The organism is Actinoplanes sp. URMC 104 (assembly GCF_051386375.1).
Classification (GTDB): Bacteria; Actinomycetota; Actinomycetes; order Mycobacteriales; family Micromonosporaceae; genus Actinoplanes.
This window is the reverse complement of record NZ_JBPQTO010000002.1, coordinates 2,687,081-2,702,449: the sequence shown is the minus strand read 5'-3', so window position 1 is coordinate 2,702,449 and position 15,369 is coordinate 2,687,081. Positions and strand designations below refer to the sequence as shown.

The window sequence follows — 15,369 nt, the reverse complement described above, 5'->3', positions numbered from 1 at the left end:
GTGGTCAGTGACGGAATCCGCTGACCAGACTCGTCAGTTCGTTGGACAGCCGTGTCAGATCGGCTGCGGCCCGCTGGGTGGTGTTCGCGCCGGTGGCGGTGGCGGTGGCCACCTCGGCCACGCCGGAGACGGTGCCGGCGACCTCGCCGCTGTTGGCGGCGGCATCGGCGACCGAGCGGCTCATTTCGGCGGTGGTAGCCGTCTGTTCCTCGACGGCTGAGGCGATCGTGGTGGTGTAGTCGCTGATCTGCTGGATGACTTCGGTGATCTCCTCGATCGCGTGGGCGGCATTGCCGCTGGAGGCCTGGATCGCCCCGATCCGTGCGGTGATCTCTTCGGTGGCTCGTGCGGTCTGCTGAGCCAGCTCCTTGACCTCGCCGGCAACGACGGCGAAACCTTTGCCGAGTTCGCCGGCGCGCGCCGACTCGATGGTGGCGTTGAGTGCCAGCAGGTTGGTCTGCTCGGCGATGCTGGTGATGAGTTGGACCACGTCGCCGACCTCGGCGCTGGCAGAGCCGAGCTGAGCCACCTCGTCGGTGGTGCGCTGGGCGACGGACATGGCCCGTTGGGCGACCTGCGCGGCTCGCCCGGCGTTGCTGGCGATCTCGGTGATCGAAGCGTTCATCTCCTCCGCGCCGGTGGCGATTCTCTGTACGCCCGTGTTGACCTGCTCGGAGCCGTGTGACGCGGCGTTGGCGCGGGTTGCGGCGTCTGTTGCCCCGGATTGCAGCTCGGCGCTGACCGTCGTCAACTGCTGGGCGGCGCCGGCGAGGGCAACTGCCGACGCCCCAATCGTGGTCACGGTGTGGCGCAGGTGGCTGACGGCAATGTCTAAGGCCTGCCCCATGCGCGCCGGCTCATCGCGCCCGTCGAGGCCGGCCGTGCGGGTCAGGTCTCCCTCGGCGAGGCTGACGCACACCGACTGCACCTTCTTCAGTGAGGTGACGATGCTACGGGCGACATATGTTCCCGCTCCCATGGCCAGCAGCAGACCCGCCACCAGCAGGATGAGGGACGTGGTGCGGCGGGATTCGTACGACGACTTCGCGGCGGCGGCGTTCATGGCCGCGGCGTCCGCTTCGATGGCGTTCATCCTGGTGATGTCTTGCATCGCTTCGGTCATGAGCGGGGTGAGCTCGGTGTCACGGATGCGCTGCCACGTCACGATGTCGTTGCGGCGGCTGGCGGGCAGGAGCTTGTCCTTGGCCAGTTGTGAGTAGGCCTGGTAGTCGGCGAACAGCTCATCGATAGCCGCCGGGTCGGTAGCCGGCCGGCTGTTGCGGTACGTGGCGAACGCCTGCTCGATCGTCTGCAGGTCACCAGCAAGCGCCTGCTCGTACTTGCCCATGGTGGCTTTGTCCTGCGAAACCGCATGATTGGCCACGGTCAGCTGGGCCTGCAGAACGGCGGAGCGAAGGTTCCCGAGAGCTTGAATGCTGATCACGTTGTGGCTGTACAGATCCTGCGCTGTCCCGCTGGCCGCACGTAGCCCCTGCAGACTGACGATGCCGACCACCATGGCCACCAGTGCAGCCAACGCCAGCGTACTCAGAATCTTGACGTTGATGCTGAGGTCAGCGAACCACCCTAGTCGGCGTCCTGCTGCCGGCCTCGCCGTGGCGTCTGTCTGGCTCAACTTGGCTCCTTCTCACTCAGTTCTCGAGCAGGACCTTCACAGCCATGCCACTCGCGGCCCGACCCTTGCGAAGAGAAGATCGGCAACCGGTCAGCAACCACTGAGCGGATGCATCGGACCGGACAACGTCGCCCGACAAGTGCTCTACCTACGCCCGCCCATGGACCGGCATGCGGTGACGCGCGGGCTTCGGTGGTATGTGAGTGGCGAGCAGCTCAGCGGGAGAATTTTGATGCGCTGACTGGGCTGCCGAATCGACGCGTCTGGCACCGCGTTGTGGAGCAGGCCTAAGCCGGCTAGAAACGCCTCGGCGGCCCTACCGTCATCGCCATGCTTGACCTCGACCGGCTCAAAGTCATCAACGACAGCCAGTGGGACACGCCGCGTCAACGGCTTCAAAGACCCGCCGAGGTCGAGTCGGACGGACCAAGTACCCCTGACGGCCTCGAATCGGTCGGTCGTCATCCCGGCGTGCTTCGCCGAAGTCCTGTGGGGCGACCCGCATTTTCCTGATCCTTCCGAGCGCCGCGCGCCCCGAGGGGCAGCCGCGCTCAGGTATCGCCGCAACGTGCCGAACGGGGCGGAAGGAGGCGAACCATGACTTTCGTACGGCGACTGCGACTGAGTGCCCGGCTGGCCGCATCCTTCACCGTGGTGCTGGTTCTGCTCGGCGTGGTGGTGGCGATCGGGGCGGTCGCGTTGGACCGGCAGTCCGCGACGGCCGAGCGGCTGAGCGGCCTCCAAGAACTGATGCACCAGGTCGACGAGCAGAAGTACTACGACGGCGACATTTCTGGCTGGCAGGTGGCGTACGCCTGGGACGTGTACCGGCTGAGTCCGCGCAAGGCCGTCGACCCGCAGTCGGGCAACCGGGCCGGCTTCCTGGCCGATGCAGAGAAGCTGCGGGCTCTGCTGAAGGACACTCGCACCGAGCTGATGACCGCGGCCGAGCGCGAGCGGTTCGACAAGCTGACCAACCTGTGGGACCAGTACTTCGCGGCCGACGAGCGGATCGTCGCCGCCTTCCGTGCCGGCCGCGTGGACGAGGGCAACCGGCTCATCCTGGGGCCCGGCTACGAGATCTACTTTCAAATCGTGGAGTCGACCGACGCGCTGATCACTTCGGTGACCGGGCGCAGCGCGGCGGCGACGGCCGCGGCGCGCCGCGCCGCGGTCATCGCCCGGACCAGCATGATCATCGGCTTCCTGCTGGCCACGATCGTCGCCGTGCTGCTGACCGTGCTGGTCACCCGCAGCGTGTCGCGGCCGGCGACCCGGGTGGTCGGGGCGCTGCGCGCTTTGGCCGGCGGCGACCTGGCGGTCCGGGTCAGCGACACCGCTCCCGACGAGATGGGCGACATGGCCCGCGCGGTGGACACGGCCGCGGACAGCCTGCGGACGGCGGTGGCCGCAATCAGCGCCGACACGCGCGAACTCGCCACCGCGGCGGACACCCTGTACCAGGTGAGCGGGCAGATCGACGGGTCGGTGAGCAGCGCATATGAGCAAGCCAACGTGGTCTCCGGCACGGCTGGTGGAGTTTCCGGCAACGTGCAGACCGTGGCGGCGGGCGCCGAGCAGATGGGCTCCTCCATCTCGGAGATCTCGCGCAACGCCGCGGACGCCGCTGGCGTGGCCGCCGGCGCGGTGGCCGCCGCTCGCGACACCAGCGCCACCGTGAACCGGCTCGGTGAGTCCTCGGCCGAGATCGGCAGTGTTATCAGCACGATTCAGGCGATCGCCGCGCAGACCAACCTGCTGGCGCTGAACGCGACCATCGAGGCGGCCCGCGCCGGCGAGCTCGGCAAGGGCTTCGCGGTGGTGGCCAGCGAGGTCAAGGACCTCGCCCAGGAGACAGCTCGAGCCACTGAGGAGATCTCCCAGCGGATCAGCGCGATTCAGCAGGACACCGGCGAGGCGGTCGCGGCGATCGACGGGATCAGCCAGATCATCCAGCAGATCAGCGACTACCAGACCACGATCGCCTCGGCGGTCGAGCAGCAGAGCGCCACCACCAGCGAGATGAACCGTGGGGTGAGCGAGGCAGCCGACGGCGCCAGTGAGATCGCGCGCAGCATCACGGCCGTAGCATCGGCGACCGCGTCGAGCCGGGACGCAGTGGCCGAGGCCACCCGGGCGGCGGGCGACGTGCACACGCTGGCCGGCCGGCTGCGCGCGGCGGTGGACAACTTCAGAGTTTGACGGCACTGCCGCCTCACCTAACAACGATCAACGACCTCGATAGCCCATTCACGGCCTTGCAAAGCTTGCTTAACATGTGCGCCTGACCGGCATCGCGGCCTCCGTGCGACTGACTGCTCGGCTCGGGTGTCGTAGTACAGTCGAAAACCGCCGACCGCGCCCGTTTACTGTCGGATCGGCCTATCGAACTGGCTCAGTCTCGAGTCTGCCCTGGAAGCCGCAAGCTTTCCCAATCAGATCGCGGTCCGGCATGACACTCGGTGGCCCAGCTTCGCTGCCATTGGCTGCGTATTCCGCCAGCCCGTCGGCGAAGGACAAGAAGGCCTTGCGAACCTGGGGTTCATCTGCCGTCCCCGCCAGATGCCGCATCAACTTCTCGTGGTGGGCGTAGAAGGCTTGACGTAAGGCGATCTGCTGCTGGACCGAATATGCGTCCGGATTGCGCGTCATCTGGTCATACTCACGGACTGCAGCCTGGCGTTTGTCGCCTGGATACCGCGTCACCCAGGTCAAGAAGCCGTCGCAGGGATCGTGCGGGGTGCGAGGAGCCGGGCTAAAGCTGCGACCCGAGGCCCCTATCTGAGGCGTTGCCGCGTCGGTGCGGTCGGCGCACCCCCCCGGTCGAGGTGCCGATGATCAGCAGGACAGCGGTCAGCCGCAGCAGACGCATCGGTGCTCCATTTTCCGAGGATCGACGGGGCTGAACTGTACCAGCGCCAAATGGCGCAGACGAGCCAAGCTCCAGACTTCCCAAAGGAATCGTCGATAGTGGGGCGATGAATGAACCGGTGTTCTAACCTGGGCCCTTCGTTAAGGGTTGTCCAAGGGCTCGGCTGAAATAGAAAAGTGCCTTCCGATCAGGGGAAATAGGGCTTGTCGAGAGTCCTGTTGTCCCGCCACGGAAGGCACTTGCAGGGTGAAGGTTACCGCAACACGTCCGAAGATCACGGCGGCCGGGGACGGTCCGGGCGTGGTCGGTCACGCCGGCGCCCGGCTGCTCGCTGACCTGGCCGACACTACCGGCTTGACCAGCGGTTTCAGTCAGGCTTTGGCCGGGTTGCGGCAGCGGCGGCGCGGCCACGATCCGGGCCGGATCACGGTCGATGTGGCGGTGATGCTCGCCGACGGGGGTGAGGCCATCGCCGATCTGGCGGTGCGGCGTAACGGGGCCGGCCTGTTCGGGTGGGTCGCCTCGGACCCCACGGCGTGGCGACTGTTGTCGCTGAGCCAGGTCCTCTCGCTCGCCACGCCGCCCGGCGCGCTGGAGATGATCAGCGCTGGGAGATGACGCTCGGGCGTCGTGTCATCCGCCTGTGCGCAGCGCCGTTGCGGCGTCTCGCAGTGCGTTGGCGAGTCGATCGACGTCATCGTCTGTGGTGGCCCAGTTCGAGAAGGACACCCGCACCGCTGCTCGACTGTGCCATACGGTTCCGGCGACCCAGGCCTCGCCGCTGTGGCGTACGTGCTCGCACACCTGCCAGGTGGTCTCGTCGTCGTCGACCCGGACGAGGACCTGGTTGAGCACGACGTCGTTGCAGACGATGAAGCCGGCGTCATCGCGGACGGCGTCAGCCAGGCGGCGGGCGTGATCACAGCAGCGTTCGATCAGGGCCTGGACGCCGGGGCGGCCCAACGATGCCAGTGCCGCGTACACGGGCACGGCGCGAGATCGGCGGGACATCTCGGGGACGAGGACGCCGGGTTCACGGGCGGTGCTGGTGGGCAGGTAGCTGGTGGTTGCGCCGAGCGCGGCGCGAGCGGCGTCGGGGTGATTGACGATGGACAGGCCGCAGTCGTATGGGACGTTGAGCCATTTGTGGGCATCGGTCGACCAGGAATCGGCTCGCTCGACCCCGGCGACGAGTTCCGACAGTCGTGGTGATGCCTGTGCCCACAGTCCGAATGCGCCGTCGACGTGGACCCATCCGCCGTGTTCGCGGGTCAGGTCGACGATCTGTGCCATGGGGTCGCAGGCGCCGGAGTTCACGTTGCCGACTTGTGCGCACACGATGGCGGGAGTTGGGTCGGCGGCGAGGGCGTCGGCGAGCGCGTCGGCGCGCATCGCTCCTTGGTCGTCGACGGCGACGCGTTCGACGAGGCGCGCTCCCAGGCCGATCATCTGGATTGCCTGCAGCACCGACGGGTGGACCTCGTCGCCGGCGATCACGCGGACGCGGGGGGCCTGAGTGAGCCCATCGGCCTCAACGTCCCAGCCCTGCCGTTGCAATAGGACGTGGCGTGCGGCGAGCAGACCGACGGTGTTGCCGGCCGTGGCGCCGGTGACGAACCCGACCGTCGCTTCAGTCGGCAGACCTAGCACCTGCAGGATCCACTGTTCAGTGACGGCATCGACCGCGGCACCTGCCGGCGAGGACATCCGGCTGTAGGCGGTCTGGTCCCAGGTGGACACCAACCAGTCGGCAGCCAGCGCGGCGGGAAGGGACCCGCCGACGACGAGCCCGAAGTAGCGGGGACCGGCGCTGGCGATGGTGGCCGGGCCGAGGATCGCGGCCAGCCGTTGGACCACTGCCACTGCATCCGTCGCGTGCTCCGGGACCGGGCCGCTGAGAAGGTCCAGGACCTCGTCGTAGCCGGTAATCGCGTCCACATGTCGGTCCGGCAGATCCCGCAGGTACTCCATCGCCAATTCCGCCGCCCGCCGAAGAACGATATGTGCCCCATCAAAGGAATCAGAGGCGGTGCTGTGATCCATCTACTTCTCCTTCACCCGAACTCGACCGTGCAGGACTAGGCCTCGGCCCTTCGTTAAGGGCTGTCCAAGGAGTGGACCGGAAGCGAAGAAGTGCCTTCTGATCAGGGAAAATAGGGCTTGTCCAGAGTCCTAATCAACCCGTCACGGAAGGCACTTGCTGGGTGAAGATTACCCGAACACGTCCGAAGATCATGGTGGCCGGGGACGGGCGGGGCGTGGTCGGTCATGCCGGTGCCCGACTGCTCGCCGACCTGGCGGATGCGACCGGTTTGACCAGCGCATTCGGCCAGGCATTGGCAGGCTTGCGGCAGCGGCAGGGCGGGCATGATCCGGGTCGGGTCGCGGTCGATCTCGCCGTGATGCTCGCCGACGGCGGCGAGGCCATCGCTGACCTGGCAGTACTGCGAAATCAGCAGGCCCTGTTCGGGACGGTCGCGTCCGACCCGACCGCGTGGCGGCTGTTGTCGCAGCTCGACGCCACGATGCTGGCTGAGCTGCAGGACGCCCGGGCCCAAGCCCGTGAGGTCGCCTGGGCCCAGCACGCCGAGGTCCGTGGCGACCTGCCGCAATCGATGGTGGCTGGTCAGAAGGTGGACGGCCTGGTCCTGGACATCGACGCGACCATCGTGATCTGCCACTCCGAGAAGGAGTCCGCGACCCGCACCTGGAAGAAGACCTTCGGGTTCCACCCGCTGCTGTGTTTCCTGGACAACACCGGCGAGGCCCTCGCCGGTGTGCTGCGCGAGGGCCGGGCCGGCTCGAACACCACCACCGACCACATCACCGTCCTCGACCAGGCCCTCGCCCAGATCCCCGACGCCCACCGACACGGGACCCCGATCCTGCTCCGCTCCGCTCGGATTCGGCCGGATCCAGTCACGGTTTCCTCGCCCACATCCGGTCCTGGCGCCAGCGGCACCTCGACATCCGATTCAGTGTCGGCGCCGCGATCACCGAAGCGGTCCGGGAAGCGGTCCGGGCCGCGACCGGCTGGGTCCCCGCCCTCGACACTGGCGGTGATCTGCGTGAACACGCCGAGGTCTGCGAGATCACCGGCTTGTTCGAGGCGACCGGCTGGCCCGAAGGGACCCGGTTCCTGGTCCGTCGGGAACGCCCGCATCCCGGCGCCCAACTGAGCCTGTTCGACACCATCGAGGGCTGGCGGCACCAGATCGTGGCCACCGACACCCCGCCCGGCACCGGCAGCATCCAGTTCCTGGAAGCCCGACATCGGGCTCACGCCAGGGTGGAGGACAAGATCCGAACCGGCAAGACCACCGGCTTCGGACGGTTCCCGTCTCGCGTCTTCGCGATCAACCAGGCCTGGCTCCAACTCGCGTTGACCGGCATCGACCTGCTCGCCTGGACTCAGACCCTGCTCCTGGACGGCGACCTCGCCAAAGCCGAACCCAAGAAACTGCGTTACCGGCTGCTGCACGTCGCGGCCCGGATCACCCCCACCGCCCGGCGGACCCGCCTCGCCATCGCCGCCGACTGGCCTTGGGCAAATGCACTGACCAGCGCATTCAGCAACCTCGCGGCACTACCCCGCCCCACCGGCTGACCCCGCAGCTCACTCCTCAACCAGCAACACGGAGAAACCCGGCCCCGCGCCGGGCATTCGGCATGCCAACAAAACAGCGACAAAAACCCAAATCGTATTCATCGAACAAAGGCTATGGGGCGACGCTCAAGTGAAAGACCGAGGCTAACGTGCCACCCAACCAGAGCCAGGGATGAGTTCGGGTCCACCGCGGACGACGCCGAGCAAGCAGGCCGCCGAGAGGTCCTCACCGATCCGGTTGAGTGACCACCGTGGAAAAGAGTTCAACAAGCCGCAGGCGCATTATTGATGTTCGGTTAGCCGGTGCGGCCGACGCCGACGTGGCAGCAGCAGGGCGATCCGATCGAGCAACGCTTCCAGGGCTTCTTCGAAGTCCTGGGCGGCGACGTCGACCGACAGGTGAGGTTCGAGGCGTTGCAGGATCGGGTACTGGCTGAGGTCGTCGGTCGGGGAGACGTCGGGTTCCTCGACCGGGCCGGTCTCCACGCCGCGGGCTGACACTTCCAGCAGCAGGTAGCCGAGCAGGAAGCTGCTGAACGCCCGGTAGGCCGCGGCGGCATCCTCGTCGGAGAAGCCGGATCCGGTCATCACCTCAAGCAGTGATTCGATCCAGCGCAAGCTGCGCAGCGGCGGGCGGACCCACGGCGCCGACGGTGGCCGGGTGGCCACCAGCGGGAACACCTCGGGATGAGCCAGGGCAATGCGGCGCAGACCGTGCGCCAGGCGCTGCAGGTAGTCGACCCAGCCGGCATGGGCCTCCAGATGCACGTCCGGATCCCCGAACAGCTCGTCGACGACGACCTCGACCACCCCGTCGAGCAGCGCCTCCCGGCCGGGGACGTAGCGGTACAGGGCCATGCCGTCGACGCCGAGGTAGGCGCCGAGGCGTTGCATGGTCAGGGCGCGCAGGCCCTTCTCGTCGATGAACTGGACCGCCGCGCCGAGGATGCGCCGTTGGTCCAGTCCGCTGCGCCCGGAGCCGGGGGCGCCGGCGGGGATCACTGCGGCGACCTCGCCGCGCGTCTGCGGTGCGTCGGGATCCTGCATGACATACCTGTGCCCAGCGAGTGGCGCCTCATGCCGCATCGGAAAGCAGCGAACATGGCTTGCCGATGCAACGCGATAACGTCGTACAGCCCAAAGCCGAACCGGTCAGCGGCCCGGCCGACGAGCGCTTCGGCTGCGTCGCCGATGGGCAAGGGCCTGAGGCCCGCAGCGGCGCATGATCGTACGGCCCTGACGGCTGTGCCGCCCCGTTGAGCTGAGCTCAGGTCCCTTCGAGGACACTGCGCAGCACCTCGCCGTACGGCAGGAACGGACCGCTGCCGAGGGTACCCGTCAAGGACCTCGAAAGTTCATTCACGGCAACCCCTCCGCACCTCGCGTCGCACGCGGTTTATGACGTAAACTTGGGCGTTGGCTCCCGGGCGTGCGGCCCTCTCGACAATTCGTCAGCCTCCGCGCCGAGGAAATGGCACTACTTCACATGGCCACGGCCGGCACGTCGACGTTGGAAGTGGTCTGTTGTGTACGACTTCGAACGGAACACCCAGTCAATGTTCACCGTCGAGGTGACGCGACAAGGTGATGCGACGCTGGGAGTAGCCGTCAGGGGCGAGGTTGACATGGCCACTGCCTCACAACTACAGGCAACAGTCACCGGCGCCATCGACCGCCAGGCACCCAAGCATGTGGTGATTGATGTGGCCGCCATGCCTTTTCTTGACGCCGCTGGCATCACAGCGTTAGTTGCAATACGTCGATATGCCGTCGCACGGCACGCCGATGTCCGAATGGAGAACGTCCAGCCATTGGTGAAGAATGTGCTTCATATCGTCGATCTCGCCAACGTACTGCACATCAGCCCATGAGATAACGTCCCGCCACGCTGCCTGCCGACGGCTCCAACGGCAGCTTTCTCGACGCCGCTGGTCCGGTGGGCTGGTGACCTGCAGGTCAGTTCGTGGGCGGCGGCGACCCGTTCGGTCGTAGCCCGCTGGCAAGTCGGCCATCCGATAGCGGATACGGACGATCGCCGGTCAGCAGGTGGCCGGCGAGGCAGATGCGTCTGACAGCTGATGGGCGTAGACGGCATATGCCAGGCGTTCCGCGCTCGCCGCGACCTTCATGACGACGTCGAAACGCTCACCCGGCTCGATCGCGCGTGGGCCGGTGAGCCGCCTGCGTAGTTCGTGGAGTTCGGCGAGGTGGATGTCCAAGGCCGTGACAACTTCCGCGTGCATTCCGCCTCCGGGATCCGAACGACATGGCGTCGGCCACGGTCGTCCCGGGGCGCTGCTCGCGGACCCGGGACGACCGGCGAGCTACTTCTTCTTGGCCTTCGACTTCTTGTTCTTCTTGTCTTTCTTGTCCTTCTTGGCTTTCTTCGCCATGGCGACCTCCTCAGCCGTGAACCACCGGCGCGCAGCCGCAGACGCTGGTCACGTCCGCGTCACCGTTACGACGCCTGCCATACACCGTATGCGCGGTGGGTTACGAGCTGCTAGAACTTCGCGAGATCAAGTCACGGGAGCTCGGAAGCGCTGGCCGGTGAGGCTTCGGGGCGCTCGACGTGGAGTTGTTCACCGTGCAGCTGGTGCGGTTTGGCGCCGACATGGCGAAGCCGGTGTGCCGGCACGCCGGCGGCCAGCAGCTGGTCGGCGAGCGCGATCGACGGGTGGTCCAGGAAGACCGCGACATGGTGGTCGTCGCCGAGGTGGCAGGCGGCCGCGAGCGTGCCGAGGTTGATGGCGTCGAGCCCGTGGATCTCGCTGAGGTCGAGGACCAGCCGCAGCGGCCGGTCATGCCGGATCGCCTGCACGAGTGTGCGGCGCAGGTCGACGGCGTCGCCCGCGTCGAGCAGCCCCCGAGGATGCACGACCAGGGTGCCGTCGGCCCAGAAGTCGACCTCGACCAAGGCGCCGGTCATCGCAGTACCTCCGTCACCTGGCGTTTGCCGCAAGGCCAGGTTAGAGGCAGCCGAGGTGGCGGGTCGACAGCCGCAAGAAAAGTTCACCAGGTCACTGGGAGGTCACGACCGCCGCCGCGGTGACGACGACGACGACCAGCACGCTCAAGGTGAGCCCCGCCTCTGCCAGACGGCGCTGGAGCGCGGGCCGGGCGGCCCACGGCTGGTCCTGCACGACCCATGTCGTTGCACCCAGCAGGGCCACCATCACCACCACCAGAACGCTCATCACATCCACCCCGAGTCGTAGGCACCGCACTGCTGAGCCTCCGTCGGCACGCGACACGCGGCAGGTCGAACAAGCTGAACATTGAGCGAACGACCGTGTACGTGGCCCCGGCGCGGGGCACCACCCGGCTACCCGACCGCAGACGACGAACGAGGTGCGCGATGACCGAACCAGCCGCCCCCGACGGTGTCGACAACCCGCAGCTTGCCCTCCAACGCGTGCTCGAGACGCTCGGCCAGCGGTTCCCCGACGTCGACCGCACGGAACTCGAGGAACGCGTGCACGCCACCTACAACCGGCTCGCGGCCGAGGCGACCGTCGACTCGCATCTGGTCGCCGTGACCGAGAAGCAGGTCACCGAGGATCTGCGCCGAACTGGTGAAACCGTCCACGTCCGCAGTGAGGCTGAGCCGTCCGATTCCGCCGATCTTTGACCGGGGATTCATGCCCCGCGGACGACTGCCACCGTACGGTCCGCTCGCCGCGACAGCCCGGTGGCCAGGTCCGATAATCGCGGGTCTGATACGCAAGAACTGGCCTTCACCGCCCGGCGGGCAACGCTCAGATGTGCCGGCTGAGCATGACACGGGCGACGGTCGCCACGTCCGGCAGGTGGTCCAAGGTCACCAGGTCCAGTCCCGTACGGGAGTCGCGCGCGCTTACCGCCCAACCGCAGCCGGCGCGCAGCACCGCCACGGTGCACTCGTCCGGTACAGCATGGTCGAGCAGGATGACCGGCCGAGAGTTGCGGGCTAGCTCTTGCAGCGCCGCCGTTCGGCTCGGGACACCGCCGGAATCGGAGATAATTACGACGGAAGTGTCGTCGTCCGCAGCGATGTCACGCAGGCGTGTCAGCGCCGCGGCCATCTCGTCGGCCGTGCCGGCAATTACCGAAGCGCGGCTCGCCGCAGTCTCAAAAGGAGTGCCGACTGGCTGATGAAAATTGGGCCGAGGCCTCCGCAGGAGCTCCGCAGCGCCCGGCTGGTAGACCTGTTCGAGTGAGCTGAGGCGGCCTGGCCGGCCGAACAGCCAGCCTTGACCCCAGTGCGCGCCGAGTTCGCGCGCGGCGCGAAGGTCTTCGGGAGTTTCGATGCCTTCGGCGATTACTACAGCTTCGGTGCGCCGCGCTTCCGCTCCCACCGCGGCGCACACCAGCCGGGTGTGCGCGGCGTGGGGGTTGCGAACGAGGCTCATGTCGAGCTTTATCACCTCCGGCTCGATGATCGGCAGGAAGATCAGCGACATCGGGTCGACCCCGACATCGTCGAGCGCCAGGCTGTTGCCCCACTGCTGCACCTGCGCGGCGAGACGCAGCAGACTGCCCGGCACAGCCGGGAGTGCGCGTTCGGTGAACTCCAGCGCCACTCGGAACGGTAAACCTTCGTGCAACAATTCCAGCAGACGCGGCGACAGTGGCTGGTTGAGCACGCCCGGTTCAGCGTTGATGAACAGCAATGGCGGCGGGATCGGCGTCGCGATGGCGTTCTCGATCGCACGCTCGCAGCACAACATATCGAGCTCCCCGAGCCGCGCCGCCTCATGTGCGGCGGCGAACAACCGGTCGGGGAACTCGAGGTCGGTGCCGGCCGGCCCACGCGCGAGCGCCTCCAGCCCCACCGTGGCCCCGGTGGACAAGTCCACGATCGGCTGGTATGTCGGGTTGACGAGCCGCCCCGTCAGTACCGCGTCGATGGCAGTGGCCGGAGGCGCCGGCATCGCCGGGTGAGCGGTGTGCACCATGGGCTCCTTGGTAGCAGGTCATCCTGCCTATCGGCAGATCGCCCGCCAGTCGAAGGACCAAGGCATGATGTTTCCTTCGCCGGCCACACGGCGACGTCAATCGACGCAGTCGTCGCTTCGCCGGGAAGGCAACCCCCCGCTTCGATGAATGCGGTGTTCACCTGCCTCAGGCCGGCGGTAGTGCTCCTTGTGTGTATAAGGAGTTAGGCAGGCACGTCGGCGAGGATCCACTGGCCACGGCCGAGTCGTTTGGCCTGATACATGGCGGTATCGGCGGCGCTTAGCAGGGCTGCGGGTCGCCATGGGGCGTCGGTGTCTGCGGGACACGCGATGCCGATGCTGGCGCCGACGGTGTACCAGACTCCCTCGTGGTCGACCGGCACTGCCACGTCGCGCAGGATGCGGTCGGCGACCCGGACGCCGTCGGTGCTGCCGAGGCCGGTCAGGACCACAGCGAACTCATCGCCGCCCAGCCGAGCGACCAGGTCACAGTCACGCACGGCAGCTTTCAGCCGCTGGGACACAGCCTGAAGGATCGTGTCACCGGCGGCGTGTCCGGCGGTGTCGTTGACCGTTTTGAAGCCGTCGAGGTCGAGGTAGAGCACGGTGGAGCCAGGTGGACACGCGTCGAGTTCCTCGCCGAGCGCGGCCCGGTTCAGCAGCCCGGTCAGCGCATCGTGACGACTGCGGTAGCTGAGCGTGCGTTCGGCCTGTTCCAGTGAGCGCAGCGCGGTGGCAAACCGGGCCAGAATGAGTGCGGCGGTGGCCACCGTGGCGGCGAACAGCAGGACCCGCTCGGCTTCGGCGTAGTCGCGGCGGGCGAACAGGGCCGCCGGCGCGGTCAGCAAACCTACTCCGAGGAACCAGACCCGGGCGAGATGCAAGGTGGGTGCCTGGTGGGCTGCGACGGTCAGCTCGCTGCTGTTGACGTGCAGGGCGGAGGCGGCGAGCAGTGAGTTGCTCAGCAGAATCACACCGGTGCCGACCGCCATCGCCAACTCCAGCGAGGGGATGAAGCTCATACCGAGGTCGGCGACGATCCGCAAGATCGCCGACAGCAACAGCAGCCGGGTTGCACCGGTTCGCCGGCCAGGTGACAGCACCAGCAGCAGTACCCCGGCCAGGATGCCGATGTCACCCAGCGGACTCATCACGTACAGGTAGCCCTCGAGAGGGTCAGTGGCCAGTTCCGCCAGGTACGGCGAGACGAAGACCACCCAGATCACGATCGAGGACGCGACGGTCAGGGTCAGCATGTCGAGCACGGCGGGTCGTAGCCGCCGGCCGGCGCGGCGTCGCGCCATCGCGAACAGTGCCGCACCATAGGCGAAGTAGCCGAGGGTCCACAGCGCCGCCGACGCTGACTCGTTGTTGCTGCGCTGCAGCAACGTACTGATCGGGTAGACGGCGTCGCCTGCGAGCCAGGCGGCCTGCCCTAGCGCAACGTACACCCAGGGTGTGCGATCTCCGCTGCGGCGCCGGCCCACTGCGGTCCAGCAGACAAGAACCACGATGCTCAGGTACGCGCTGAAGTACACCAGATTGCCGGACGGGCGCCCGGACGTCACACCCGCCGCCGCAGCAGTAATCCCGGCCGAGGCGACATACAACCAAAGCATCCGGCGAGTCATGACTGCCAAGTCGGCACCAACGACCCCGTCTTTAGGACGTCGTGTCTGCTTCGCAGATTACCCTGCGTCCGTTGACCGTCTTGAGGATGACAACGACGCATCCGCAAGGCACGGCGTAGAAGTTAGCGCCCCAGTCATAGGCGAGGCAGGAAGCCTGCTTTCTTGGACGTACCTGCATCATTCGAAGTCGCTGCGACCGTGCTTACTACGCCGGAAGTTTTCGTGTCGCGGTTATACAACCAATGGTGAGCGCTAGGACGCCGACCAGGACCTACTTCAATTCGACAAGCTCGTGGCACCATAAAACGAGGTCTTCTGCAGCCGAACCCGGCCTTCCTCAGCGCAAGCTGATGGAGCTTCCTGTCCACGCCGTCGAGTCGCCGCTGGTCGGCTCTCCCTGTTTCCATACAGCGAGAAACTCCGCGGACTATCGACGTAGGGCGCCGTCTTCAGAGGGTGGGGTTGTGTGGAGGGCAGGAGGCTCGTGCTGGTCCGTTGCCAGCTGTAAGTCCTCCGGCGATTGGCGGGACGGAGCACCCGGTTTCGGCCCGCGGCTTTGGCCGCATAAGTGCCTGATCGCGCAGCGCAGCATGGATTTGTGGTTGCCGTCGAACGGCAGTTGCGCCACGCCGGCGCGCGAGCCGGCCAGCCTCTGCCCGAGATCATTGAGTCGAGACGTTTGCCGT

The 15,369-nt window shown here is 67.0% G+C and carries 13 protein-coding genes and 2 pseudogenes; 6 read left to right on the top strand and 9 right to left on the bottom strand.

Features of this window, described 5'->3' with window-relative positions; all coding sequences use genetic code 11:
* Positions 1–4: 4 nt before the first annotated feature.
* Entirely contained in the window at positions 5–1,636 is a 1,632-nt protein-coding gene (locus ACSNN8_RS13625; RefSeq protein ID WP_436649286.1) for a methyl-accepting chemotaxis protein, read from the bottom strand.
* A gap of 330 nt (positions 1,637–1,966) precedes the next feature.
* On the opposite strand from ACSNN8_RS13625, the gene ACSNN8_RS13620 reads away from it, so the two are divergent.
* Both ACSNN8_RS13620 and ACSNN8_RS13615 read left to right on the top strand, forming a co-directional pair.
* Positions 1,967–2,149: a hypothetical protein gene (locus ACSNN8_RS13620; protein WP_436649285.1), complete on the top strand. Its 183-nt coding sequence runs from the start codon at positions 1,967–1,969 to the stop codon at positions 2,147–2,149.
* Positions 2,150–2,233: 84 nt separating this feature from the next.
* Complete coding sequence (locus ACSNN8_RS13615; RefSeq protein WP_436649283.1) at positions 2,234–3,838, top strand: methyl-accepting chemotaxis protein; 1,605 nt, start codon at positions 2,234–2,236, stop codon at positions 3,836–3,838.
* Between the two features lie 180 nt (positions 3,839–4,018).
* On the opposite strand, the gene ACSNN8_RS13610 is transcribed toward ACSNN8_RS13615, so the two are convergent.
* Positions 4,019–4,288: a hypothetical protein gene (locus ACSNN8_RS13610; protein WP_436649281.1), complete on the bottom strand. Its 270-nt coding sequence runs from the start codon at positions 4,286–4,288 to the stop codon at positions 4,019–4,021.
* Between the two features lie 466 nt (positions 4,289–4,754).
* Here ACSNN8_RS13610 and ACSNN8_RS13605 point away from each other — a divergent pair.
* A pseudogene (locus ACSNN8_RS13605) lies at positions 4,755–5,084 on the top strand (IS1380 family transposase); the annotation flags it as partial.
* A 57-nt stretch (positions 5,085–5,141) separates the two neighbouring features.
* On the opposite strand, the gene ACSNN8_RS13600 reads toward ACSNN8_RS13605, so the two are convergent.
* Complete coding sequence (locus ACSNN8_RS13600) at positions 5,142–6,551, bottom strand: pyridoxal phosphate-dependent decarboxylase family protein (RefSeq protein WP_436649279.1); 1,410 nt, start codon at positions 6,549–6,551, stop codon at positions 5,142–5,144.
* A 191-nt stretch (positions 6,552–6,742) separates the two neighbouring features.
* Here ACSNN8_RS13600 and ACSNN8_RS13595 point away from each other — a divergent pair.
* Positions 6,743–8,115 (top strand): annotated as a pseudogene (locus tag ACSNN8_RS13595) (IS1380 family transposase).
* A 282-nt stretch (positions 8,116–8,397) separates the two neighbouring features.
* On the opposite strand, the gene ACSNN8_RS13590 reads toward ACSNN8_RS13595, so the two are convergent.
* Positions 8,398–9,162, bottom strand: a complete 765-nt coding sequence (locus ACSNN8_RS13590; protein ID WP_436649277.1) for a TetR/AcrR family transcriptional regulator — start codon at positions 9,160–9,162, stop codon at positions 8,398–8,400.
* Between the two features lie 479 nt (positions 9,163–9,641).
* Here ACSNN8_RS13590 and ACSNN8_RS13585 point away from each other — a divergent pair, with 479 nt between their 5' ends.
* Positions 9,642–9,986: an STAS domain-containing protein gene (locus ACSNN8_RS13585; protein ID WP_436649275.1), complete on the top strand. Its 345-nt coding sequence runs from the start codon at positions 9,642–9,644 to the stop codon at positions 9,984–9,986.
* A gap of 168 nt (positions 9,987–10,154) precedes the next feature.
* Here the strand turns inward: ACSNN8_RS13585 and ACSNN8_RS13580 are convergent, their stop codons facing one another.
* The 3 genes from ACSNN8_RS13580 to ACSNN8_RS13570 all read right to left on the bottom strand — a co-directional run bounded on the left by ACSNN8_RS13580 (position 10,155) and on the right by ACSNN8_RS13570 (position 11,312).
* Positions 10,155–10,334: a hypothetical protein gene (locus ACSNN8_RS13580; protein ID WP_436649273.1), complete on the bottom strand. Its 180-nt coding sequence runs from the start codon at positions 10,332–10,334 to the stop codon at positions 10,155–10,157.
* A 305-nt stretch (positions 10,335–10,639) separates the two neighbouring features.
* Positions 10,640–11,044 (bottom strand): STAS domain-containing protein, encoded by a 405-nt coding sequence (locus tag ACSNN8_RS13575; protein ID WP_436649272.1) that lies wholly within the window; start codon positions 11,042–11,044, stop codon positions 10,640–10,642.
* Positions 11,045–11,135: 91 nt separating this feature from the next.
* Positions 11,136–11,312 (bottom strand): hypothetical protein, encoded by a 177-nt coding sequence (locus ACSNN8_RS13570; protein ID WP_436649270.1) that lies wholly within the window; start codon positions 11,310–11,312, stop codon positions 11,136–11,138.
* Between the two features lie 161 nt (positions 11,313–11,473).
* Here ACSNN8_RS13570 and ACSNN8_RS13565 point away from each other — a divergent pair, with 161 nt between their 5' ends.
* Positions 11,474–11,746, top strand: a complete 273-nt coding sequence (locus ACSNN8_RS13565; protein WP_436649268.1) for a three-helix bundle dimerization domain-containing protein — start codon at positions 11,474–11,476, stop codon at positions 11,744–11,746.
* A gap of 127 nt (positions 11,747–11,873) precedes the next feature.
* Here the strand turns inward: ACSNN8_RS13565 and ACSNN8_RS13560 are convergent, their stop codons facing one another.
* Both ACSNN8_RS13560 and ACSNN8_RS13555 read right to left on the bottom strand, forming a co-directional pair.
* Positions 11,874–13,052: an EAL domain-containing protein gene (locus tag ACSNN8_RS13560; protein ID WP_436649266.1), complete on the bottom strand. Its 1,179-nt coding sequence runs from the start codon at positions 13,050–13,052 to the stop codon at positions 11,874–11,876.
* A 203-nt stretch (positions 13,053–13,255) separates the two neighbouring features.
* Positions 13,256–14,683, bottom strand: coding sequence for a diguanylate cyclase domain-containing protein (locus tag ACSNN8_RS13555; protein WP_436649567.1), 1,428 nt, complete (start codon positions 14,681–14,683; stop codon positions 13,256–13,258).
* Positions 14,684–15,369: the final 686 nt, after the last annotated feature.